The 10,754-nt window shown below is 52.3% G+C and carries 7 protein-coding genes and 1 tRNA gene; 5 read left to right on the forward strand and 3 right to left on the reverse strand.

The window, feature by feature from the left end; all coding sequences use genetic code 11:
* Positions 1 to 91: 91 nt before the first annotated feature.
* Both IGR76_08950 and recG read right to left on the reverse strand, forming a co-directional pair.
* Positions 92 to 736, reverse strand: coding sequence for a class I SAM-dependent methyltransferase (locus IGR76_08950; GenBank protein MBF2078635.1), 645 nt, complete (start codon positions 734 to 736; stop codon positions 92 to 94).
* A gap of 215 nt (positions 737 to 951) precedes the next feature.
* Complete coding sequence (gene recG, locus IGR76_08955) at positions 952 to 3,435, reverse strand: ATP-dependent DNA helicase RecG (protein ID MBF2078636.1); 2,484 nt, start codon at positions 3,433 to 3,435, stop codon at positions 952 to 954.
* 286 nt (positions 3,436 to 3,721) lie between these two features.
* Between recG and IGR76_08960 the strand changes: the two genes are divergently transcribed.
* A complete protein-coding gene (locus IGR76_08960; GenBank protein ID MBF2078637.1) occupies positions 3,722 to 3,919 on the forward strand; it encodes a hypothetical protein in 198 nt (65 codons plus the stop codon).
* Positions 3,920 to 4,041: 122 nt separating this feature from the next.
* On the opposite strand, the gene IGR76_08965 is transcribed toward IGR76_08960, so the two are convergent.
* The gene (locus IGR76_08965; GenBank protein MBF2078638.1) at positions 4,042 to 6,537 is read right to left on the reverse strand and encodes a hypothetical protein; all 2,496 of its coding nucleotides are present in this window, start codon (positions 6,535 to 6,537) and stop codon (positions 4,042 to 4,044) included.
* A gap of 637 nt (positions 6,538 to 7,174) precedes the next feature.
* Between IGR76_08965 and IGR76_08970 the strand changes: the two genes are divergently transcribed.
* The 4 genes from IGR76_08970 to IGR76_08985 form a co-directional block, all read left to right on the forward strand.
* Positions 7,175 to 7,960, forward strand: a complete 786-nt coding sequence (locus IGR76_08970) for a sigma-70 family RNA polymerase sigma factor (GenBank protein MBF2078639.1) — start codon at positions 7,175 to 7,177, stop codon at positions 7,958 to 7,960.
* A gap of 199 nt (positions 7,961 to 8,159) precedes the next feature.
* Positions 8,160 to 8,233: transfer RNA gene (locus IGR76_08975), tRNA-Pro, on the forward strand.
* A 29-nt stretch (positions 8,234 to 8,262) separates the two neighbouring features.
* Positions 8,263 to 8,472: a hypothetical protein gene (locus IGR76_08980; protein MBF2078640.1), complete on the forward strand. Its 210-nt coding sequence runs from the start codon at positions 8,263 to 8,265 to the stop codon at positions 8,470 to 8,472.
* A 483-nt stretch (positions 8,473 to 8,955) separates the two neighbouring features.
* Positions 8,956 to 10,754 (forward strand): phosphoenolpyruvate carboxylase (locus IGR76_08985; GenBank protein ID MBF2078641.1); only part of this gene is annotated, 1,799 nt, incomplete at its 3' end.

Consider the following 10,754-nt stretch of genomic DNA (forward strand, 5'->3'; position numbering starts at 1 on the left):
CAAGAGTTGGCGCAAAACCAACCCTCTATGCCCTTATTTGTAACACAATGTAAACAACTATTGCAATTTTTCACGATGGTTGTAGGCGCTTCTAGCAGCGCTGGGCGATCACCGCATAGAAAGGATCGCCGCTCGGCATCCCCAACAGTTGGAACAGAGAGGGCAACGGAGGCTTGCGCTCAATGACATCTGGCGGACTGAATCCGGCAACCGCATCAAAATAGCCTTTTACAAGCTGAACCCGCCCTTCTTCGGTATTGTCCCGCCAGATCTGGATCGCCTTTTGGTAAAACATCCGGTTTGAGAAGCTGACGATCGCCAGTCCACCGGGTTTCAGCACCCGATAGATTTCGCTAAAGATCGCTTCGGGATATTGCAAATACTGAACTGACACCGTGTTCAGCACCGCATCAAAGGAGGCATCGGGGAACGGTAGTTTTAAATCTTGGTTGAGATTTTGAACGAAATAGTGATCCAATCGTGGGTTTTTAGCCAGTTCCTCTGCATTCAGGCCATGCCCTTCCACATGGGCAAATGCCATCTCATCAGGCAAATGGGACACCCAACTGCTCATCAGGTCAAGAATGCGAGTGTTGGGCGACAGGCGATCGCGATACAGATCCGTAAGCTGGCGAATAAACCCGTCGTCTACGTGGGTGACAAAGCGGGGATAGTCGTAAAAGAACAGATCATTAGTTTCATCAAGTTTGCTGCGGTGATCAGGACGAAGCAGCATAGGGCAGATCGGGCAACGCTACACCTCTTAGTCTAAAGATGTTGTGAAATATTAAGCAAGCGACGGATAGGGCGATCGCCCATCCCATCAAATTCGGTTCATCCATGATTCATCCGTCGTGGAGGGGCGGGTTTTGCCTTTAAACCTTGATGCTGGCTGGGTTCAAGCTGCTAAACCCGCCCGTATAGATAATGGGGATTTCCGTAGATTTGATATCACGTCAAAATCGTGCCGCCCATCAGTTTCTGGTAGCGGTAGACCAGTTCCTTCAGCAAAACCGGATGGGATTGCAGCATCGGGTCGGTCTGGGTGAGGGCTTCGGCGGCCTGCCGCGCAATATCCAACACCGCCTGATCTTCGACCAAACTGGCGAGGGCAAAGTCGGGCAATCCGGACTGACGAGTTCCTAGCACCTCCCCTGGCCCCCGGAACCGCATATCCATTTCCGAAATAAAGAAACCATCCTGTGACTGTTCCAGCACTTTCAACCGCTGGCGTGCTGTTTCCGCCTTGGAATTGCTCATTAGCAAACAGTAGGATTGATCGGCTCCCCGTCCGACCCGTCCCCGCAACTGGTGGAGTTGGGACAGCCCGAAACGTTCCGCGTGTTCAATCAACATTACGCTGGCGTTCGGCACATCAACCCCGACCTCTACCACCGTCGTGGACACTAGAATGTGAGTTTTTTGATCCCGAAATTGGGCGATCGCCTCTTCTTTTTCCGCTGACGACATCCGCCCGTGCAGCAAGCCCACTTGAAACTCTGGAAACACGATCTCCTGCAAGCGATGAAATTCCTCAATCGCCGAACGCAGATCCAGCTTTTCCGACTCATCCACCAACGGCAATACCACATACACCTGGCGACCCTGGGCAATCTCGCGCCGCATTAGATCATAGGCATGGGCGCGATCGCGTCCCCCTAGAACCGTCGTTTGAATCGGTTTCCGTCCGGGGGGCAGTTCGTCAATTTGACTGACATCGAGATCTCCGTGGAGGGTTAAGGCGAGGGTGCGTGGAATCGGGGTTGCGGTCATGGTCAACACGTGGGGGCGATCGCCTTTTTGCTGAAGTTTTGCCCGTTGTGCCACACCAAAGCGATGCTGTTCATCAATCACCACCAGTCCCAACTGCTGGAATTTCACCGGATCTTCGATCAGGGCATGGGTACCAACGAGAAGCGGCAATTCCCCGGTTTCCAGTTCCTGATGAATTTGGCGACGCTTAGCGGTGCGGGTTGATCCCGTCAACAATTCCACCGACAGATGCAGCGCATTAAACCAAGACACAAGCTTGTGGTAATGCTGTTCCGCCAAAACCTCTGTCGGAGCCATAAACGCCGCCTGATATCCCGCCTGGATCGCCGCCAGAATCGCCACCACGGCTACCACGGTTTTTCCAGATCCCACATCTCCCTGGACGAGGCGATTCATAGGGATCGGTTGCTGGAGATCGTTCAAAATATCGTTCACGACTCGCTGCTGAGCATCGGTGAATTTAAACGGCAGAGTTTCATAAAACGCGTCGATCAGCTCGCCTGTGGGAGCCAGTACGACGTTCGTTTGTTCCTGTCGCTGCTGCGCCCGTCGTTGCAGCAAACCTAATTGCAGGTAGAAAAATTCGTCAAACACTAACCGTCGTCGTGCCGCTTGCAGAGCCTCCTGATCTGGGGGGAAATGGATGTGGGCGATCGCCTCCTGAATCCCGATCAGGCCATAGTCCTGGCGAATCTCGTCGGGCAACGCCTCCGGAATGCGGGCGATCGCAGGCAACGCCCCAACCACCGCTTTTCGCACCACATCCGCCGAAATTCCTTCCGAGAGGGGATAGATCGGCACAATCCGCCCCACCGTTAGGGAATCAATGCTGCTCTCTACATGATCGATCAGCTCAATTTGCGGTTCTTCCAGCGTGATCCCGTACTGATTCTGCTTTACCAATCCAGAGGCCGCCACCGTTGCCCCTTTGGGATAGAGGCGCTTTTGCTGTTCCTGCCACCCACGATTGCTAAACCGCTTTCCGGCAAAGAAACGGCTGACCCGCATTTGTCCAGAGGGATCCCGCAGGGTCAGCTCAAAAATCGATAGCTTTGAATTCCGGGGACTGGTGAAACAGTTGCAGCTTTTCACCGTTGCAATGATCGTGACCGTTTCCCCCGGCACTAGATCTTTAATATTGACCTGTCGTGCATAGTCGATGTGGTCACGGGGATAGTAGTAAAGCAGATCGCGAACGGTGTAGAGGCCAAGTTTGGCTAGGCGATCGCTATTTCGTGCCCCAACGCCTGGAAGATAGGTCAGGGCTTGGTCTAGCTCTATCGGGGTGCGCGATCGCACTACTGGTGCAGTTCGTGGGGTTGTGGCTTGTTTGGGGGTTGATCCATGATTCGTTGCACCAGACGGTTCGGCTGTCCGGGAGGATTGAATTGTGGCGGACTCCGTTAACCGCTGCGCCTGATAGATGAAGCGACGGGTATCGGCGACGAGATGCTGGCGTTGGGCAAAGCTGAGATCGGCATACTCGCCATACTGACGGGCAAGGGTCTGACAGCGATCGCGCTCCGCAGAGGGTAGCGTTTCCGGGGGCTGGGCAAGGCTCAATTGCAGGAATTCACTAAATTGGTACTGCTTCCCCATGAGGTTGTTAAACCCCTGCTCAGCCTCGTACCTTAGTGCTTTTTGGAGCCTTAACCAGTCCATGAATCCTATGTCCAAGCCTCTTTAAGTATAGATCACCTGTACTTATAACAGCCGTTCATACGGGTGGTGAGATATAGGAGTCCCCCCCTGCCCTACGCAACCCTTCAGTTGCGACGCCCAAGATCTTGAGGTGACTTTGCGTTGTTCAACACATCAACACCAAAGCGTAACACTTCATTGCAGAGACAGAATTTTTCGGCAGTTCCCGTGATAACGTCTATAACGTTGACTTTTAACAAAAGTAACTTTGTCCCTAGGACAAAGCTCTTGAGAGGAAGCAAGTTTAATGTTGACATCTGATTTTCAATCTAGCTCAGCAGCGCGCGAAGATTTCAGTGAATACGTTGCCCACCTTCAACTTCACATGACCCTGCAAGCTCGGAACTTGGTTCCACCCATGCGGGATGCAGCAGACAGTCGTGAGCAACTCTTGTATCAAACCCAAGCCACATTCGAGAAGTTTATTTCTCGCCAAGGTCGATAGGCATCCCAGCAACGGTTTACACACGGGTCACCCCATTTCCGTTGATTGGCTTGCTGCAAGAAAAAGTTTTTTAGGCAAAGCCCGCCCTTATGCGGGCTTTACTAGTTTTACCAGGGGGGGGTCTACTGAGGACTGTAATACCCCTCATAGGATGATGATGAGTCAGACTCCTGGGGAGCCAAACCTCTAGCCCGACGGAACGCTGCCCGTGCATCTTTCCAGTTGGCGATCGCCGCCTGTGCCTCACCATACAGCGGACGTCCCGGTGCAATCTGCGACGCAATATCGATAGCGACCGAGTACCACTCCCGCATGGCGTACCCATAGGCGCGATCGAGAATTTTCCGATCCTCGGCAATGGCCGCATTGTCAATCGTGGTTTGCCAGGTATTGGCTAAGGACTGTGCCTCGTCGTAAAGCGCCCGCTTGGGCTGAATTCGTTTTGCCGCCTCAATGGCTTCTGATAACCGTCCCTGATTCGCCAAGGCGATCGCGTCATCCAGGAGCGGCTGATCTTCGATGCGTTCAATCTCCAGCTTCCAGTGGGCAATGGAGGTTTGCGCCTCTAGGCGGAGGGCACGCCCCTGCTGGACTTGGCTGGCCTCCGCGATCGCCGCTTGCAGCATCGGGATCGTCCGTTGTCCCGCCATCCGATAGGCGCGATCGAGAATCGGGCGATCTTCCAAGCGTTCAATTTCCAGCTTCCAGTGCGCCATCAGCGTTTGAGCCTGCACCCGCCGGGGGCGATCGCTGCCGATCTGACTCGCCTGCTCAATGGCAAGTTGATAGGTCGAACGCTGCCCCGCATCGGCAAACCAGTCCGCCACTTTTAGATCTAGTAAATCCTGCAACTGTTGCTGCCACGCCTTCGCCTGTCCCTGGGCATCGGCGTAGAGCGGACTTTGGGGATCAATCTGACGCGCCGCCGCGATCGCCGCATTCAGGTTCCACATTTCCTGAAGCGAGGGCATCCACGATTGGTTCTGGGCTGACCTTGCCCAATATTGCGCGTGGCTATAGAGAATCAGATCCGTAGCCTCTGGAAACGCTTTGGTGGAAATCGGGATTTGACGAATCAGATCGACTGCCGTGCTGATATTGCCTTTCTGCCAGTGATCCATCCCCACATTCAGCAATGCCTGACTCCAGCGCTCCTGATCCGTTTGAGCCGTTTCCCAGACAAACGTATTCGGCGAGATGGTGCGTGCAACCGTAATCGCCTTGCCAATATCCGTCAGCTTATTGGTGGCGGCCAGCTTCCGGGCTTGGTCAAGCACCTGCCAAGCCTGCTTTTCATCCACAATCCGCTGTGCTAGGTAGTCGGCCTGTTTCTGTCGCCAAAAATCGTGATGGAGCCGACCCAGATCTAACAGTTTTTCATTCGCCAACGGCCAGTTGCGTGCCTTAATCGCCGCTTCCGCTGCTTTATAGATCGTCTCACCGTTCTGCCATTCCGCCTGCCAATCGGCGATCGCCTGCTGAGCATCGGCATAGACTGCACTATTGCGCGGAATATGGCTCGCGACACTAATCGCGCTGTAGGGATCACTCTGATCAAATTTATCGTTGGCGATCGCCAGTAACGCCTTTGACCACTGGGTTAGCGCTTCCTGGCCTTCTCGATACAGCGGATGTTCTTCCGTCCATCCCTGCACCAGATTAATACCTGCCACCAAATCATTCACTTCGCCGGATTGGGCGGCCTGCTGAGCACAATAGAGCTTATCAATCTCTGGAGATAATGCCGACAGTGCTTGACAGTCGGGGGCAGGGGGTTGATGAGCCAACGTCAAAAAAGCGATCGCCCCCATGCTACTCGATAGGGTCAAAATACCGAGCCACAAGGTCGGAACCCCCCACAGTTTCCGCAATGAGTGCCGCGCTAGCTGTCCAAGATCCTGGGCTTTGTGGGCGATCGCCGCTGGGGAAGGTATGCGCTGAGCTACCGACTGAGCCATGGGCTCCGTTGCCTGCTTCGTATGCAACCATAGGGGCTGAATCGCGTTTTTCTTTGGGCGAATTTGTGGACGAACGCGGGATCGGTGTTGACCCGATTTGGCTTTGGGTAAAGCACTGCTTTGCTCCGATTGACGCAACAGGTCGGGAACCTCGGTTAACGCAGATAAGTCCTGCGGGAGTTTTACACCTTGGAGAGGAGATACCCCAAAATCTACATTATTAAATCGATTAAATCGTTGATCTGAGGGGACAGGTTTAGGCAGCGACGGTTTCAAAGGCGGAATCGCCGCAGGATGAGACGGATTACGTCCATTACGCTCATTGGTTCTACCCCGATCAGTCCGCCTGTTGGGCGATCGCGCGGCGGATTTACCCTGCTGACGAGCCTCTGGTGCAGACGCGGGGGATACCACAGACGCCCCAGATGGCCATGGAGCAACCGATGGATCCTTCAAGCCGTTCCGTGCATCAGGCTCTGGCGTATTCATACGAGCCTCTGGAGTCGGCATTGGCTGAAAGCCAACCCCGTACGGAGCCGTTTCCGAAACGTTTGGCAGATTCGGTATTTCAATCCAGACTTGCCCTTGGGATTGCCGACTCGATGTCGAGTCAATCTCAAAACTGATATGGGCTCCAGTGACATCTGGTCGATCATTCATTGGCTTGAAACAACTTTTAACCCAAATGATTACGAACGTCGCAACACTTCTTTACATTTTCTCAAAATAGCGCCAGCAGACGACGGGCGACTGCTCAAACCTGCGAGTCATCTACTTTTACACCCCTCCCCCAGAACCAATATTGATTTAGCCTGTCAAACGAGAGGGATCGAGAACGCATCCTCAAATCAGGGCTGATGTCCTGATCTTCAGTACATAGCTTTAGGTATCTCAGGTTTATCCAAGCGCTACCCTTAGGGATGTAGGCGAAATATTCCCTAGTTATACACCGTCTGTAGAGTTTGGAGTATGTTTACAGCGCTTCCTTAGCATTCGTCCACACTTTCTATAGTATTCCCCCATGGCGTCAGCAGTGCGATCGCCCTGTCTTTAGCCGTTAGCCCTACATTTCCTGCACAAACACCAGTCGTTGCCCAGCATTGCTCCCCGCTCCTTGGCGTAGTCTTAAGAACTGTAACGGGAGCATCTTATGTATCTATCGCTAGAACCATGACATCCATTCCGTGTTTACGCTGATCCCCCTCTGACCGCTCCTCGCCATTCCCGTAGAAAGACGATGGTGACACCTGAGCAATATTCAGAGAATAGGCACAAATGAAGCATGTTGGTGTCTTAGATGAAGGCTAATCAATCGTCCCTCCGCTCCCACAGTCTAGAATTGCTGATGCAATATCAGCAGCGGCCAACCGTGGCACTGCGTAACAAGCTTGTGCGACTCAATGCAGGTCTAGTCCGTAAGATTGCCCATCGGGTTAGTCAACAATGTCTTGAGCCCTACGAAGATTTGGAACAGATTGGCTATATGGGTTTGATTCGCGCCGTCGAGCGTTTTAATCCCAGTCAAGGCTGTGCATTCAGCTCCTTTGCGGTTCCCTATATTCGCGGCGAAATGCTCCATTATTTACGCGATCGCGGTGCAGCCGTGAAAGTGCCCCGTCGCTTACAAGAAATGCAAAAAGAAGCCCACCGACTCCAACAGAAGATGACCCGGAGCCTCGGACGGGAACCATCCGAAGCAGAAATGGTTGAAGTCATGGGAATCTCGGTTCAGGAATGGCGCGATCTCAAGATTTCTCTCAAGAACCGTTCGCCGCTCAGCCTTGATGCGTTGGTGAGTCAGCAAATAGACTCGCAAATGACCCTGGGCGACCTGTTGCCGGATCAATATTCCCAAAACCTCCAAAACCTGGAAGAAGAACGCCAACTTCTGCAAGGAGCACTAGCGCAGTTGGAAGACAAGACTCGCGCAGCAATTGAGTATGTGTTTTTCAAAGGCATGTCTCGTAAAGAGGTTGCCAAGCACATTGGGGTCAGCCCCATGACCGTATCGCGACGCATCCAGCGGGGGTTGGAGCAAATGGTGGCGCACTTGCAGCCTCAAACGCTGCGGACAGAACCATAAACCGTTCCTCTCCTAAGACCACGAGCAACAGAACGCTCTCTAGACATCTTCATGAGCACTCCGCTCCCTTTGGCAGGATTTTCTACACCAGTAGAGTCCTGCTTTTTTTACATGGTTAAACGATCGCCCCTTCAGAGTTGGTAGCCAAGCTGTCCGCAATCCTTTAGAATGTTGTTTGATCAGCAAATATGCTGCATTGCGGGATGTAGCGCAGCTTGGTAGCGCACTTCGTTCGGGACGAAGGGGCCGCAGGTTCGAATCCTGTCATCCCGATTCATGTTCGCCCTTGATTTTGAGTTGCCATGAATCGCTCTTCCTCCTCTCCTCTGCCGTTGGATATTATGCTTGGAGTGGCAACCATTCCACTTCTAGTAGGGCTAGTGAGCACAAAGCTGATAGCGCGGACTGTGATCGAGCTTGGACAGGCCAGCGAAGAAATTTTCCGGGGCGATCGCCTCCCTCTCCTCAACCTTTCGAATGCATCCACTTCAACGCAATCCTCTCAACCTTGAGGTGATGATCTACGGAGGTTTTACGAGGCTAGTATTTCAGTTGATTCCAAGCGCTTCAGAGTGTTACGCTTTAGCGGCAGGCATAGTGCTTGCACCTATTAAAGTAAAAACTTTGTTTATGCAAGATATCTGCGTTACTGAAGCAAACGCTATTTTCTCTTAAGCTCAAACTACCTAACTTGCTGTTGATTCAAGCACCCAACCCAGTTAAGAGACATATGCTGCTGCTAATAAAACGGAGTTGTCTTAAGTCGCTTGCTCGTTACAACTCATTATCTAACAATATTGGGGTAGACCAATATTCTGGTCGGTTCCTCCCAGTTTCTAAGGATTATCACGTTTAAGTTGAAATTCGCTTACGTTTCTACCCAGGCGTCAGCCTACTAGCTCTACCCACAGTCTCTTGCTTCCGTTTTTTAATATTGCTGACGTTCGCGCCTACATGTTCTATCTCAATCCGCGGTATTGTTGCCAGGGCAGACTATGAGTTCAATTCTTCAATCCTCCGATGACGCCTTCCGTTCTTCTGGTGCAGTAGTAGAGGACAAATTAATGTTGGACGATCAAAATTCTGATCTCTCAAATTCGTCATCCTCTGATCTACTGCTACGACGGCGTATCAAAATGGTCGAAGACTTATGGGAAAGCGTCCTTCGTGAAGAATGTGGACAAGAACTCGTCGATCTCCTACAAGAGTTGCGATCGCTCTGTTCCCCGGAAGGGCAAGCCGCTAGTACTCCAGAAGCGAATGCCCTCCAACTGGTCGAGCAGCTTGATTTAAATGAAGCCATCCGTGCTGCCCGCGCCTTTGCCCTATATTTCCAGCTCATCAACATTGTAGAGCAACACTACGAACAGCGAGGGCAGCAGCAGCAGTATCGTGAAGATAGCGAACGGCTTACTGCAGTGTATGCCGCCATGGAAGAAGAACCTACATCTGCCAACAGCGAAAATCCATCTAGAGGAGCGCAGGCTGAAATTCTTCAAAAAACTCTCCAAGACTCGATGATGGTTCGGCGCGAGTCACGCACCCTACAGGGACTTTTTCCAAAACTTCGCAGCCTGAATGTTCCTCCCCGCCTCATTCAGCGCCTCGTCGATAAACTAGACATTCGCCTCGTCTTCACGGCCCACCCAACCGAGATTGTCCGTCATACCATTCGAGACAAGCAGCGGCGCATTGGTCACATCATGCGGCAACTGGATCAAATCCAGGACGCCTCTGCGTCCCATGTCGCCTACACATCCTGGGAAGCAGACGAGCTCCGCAATCAGCTCACTGAAGAGCTCCGACTTTGGTGGCGGACTGATGAACTCCATCAGTTTAAACCAACGGTGCTAGATGAAGTCGATTACACGCTGCACTACTTCAATGAAGTCCTCTTCGATATTGTTCCCCATCTCTACCACCGCTTTGAGCGGGCATTGCACAGTACATTTCCTCGGCTGCGTCCGCCTCGCCCTGATTTCTGTAAGTTTGGGTCATGGGTAGGTTCCGACCGGGACGGCAACCCATCAGTAACACCAGAAGTAACGTGGAAAACGGCCTGCTATCAGCGAAGCTTAGTCCTTCAAAAGTATATTCAGTCCGTCAAAAATCTAACGCAGCTTCTCAGCATGTCGCTGCATTGGAGTGACGTTCTTCCTGAGCTGCTGGAATCCCTAGAGCAAGATCAAATGCATTTTCCAGCCGTTTACGAGCAGTTGGCCATTCGCTACCGCCAAGAACCCTATCGATTAAAGCTAGCGTACATTCAACAACGGCTGGAGAACACCTACGACCGCAACATGCAGCTTTATAACGGGGATGGCTTCAAAGACGATATTCCTGTCAATTCCAACACCATGTATACCAGCGGCGAGGATTTCTTAGCAGAACTTCGTCTCATCCACCGTAGTCTCAAGGAAACGGGACTCAGTTGCCAAGCGTTGGATAACCTGATCTGTCAGGCTGAAATCTATGGCTTCAACCTTGCTCACCTGGATATTCGGCAAGAAAGTTCTCGCCACTCCGATACGGTCAATGAAATCGTAGAGTATCTTGGCATTCTCGATTGCCCCTACGATGAGATGAGTGAAGAAGCCCGGACAGCTTGGCTGGTTCAGGAACTCAAAACCCGCCGACCGCTGATTCCGAGCGAGCTACCCTTCTCCGATAAAACGTCAGAGACCATTCAGACCTTCCGCATGGTGCGTCGCCTGCATCAGGAGTTTGGTGTGCCGATTTGCAATACCTATGTCGTCAGCATGAGCCACCATGTCAGTGACTTGCTAGAGGTACT

It is taken from the genome of Synechococcales cyanobacterium T60_A2020_003, from assembly GCA_015272205.1.
Taxonomy (GTDB): domain Bacteria; phylum Cyanobacteriota; class Cyanobacteriia; order RECH01; family RECH01; genus JACYMB01.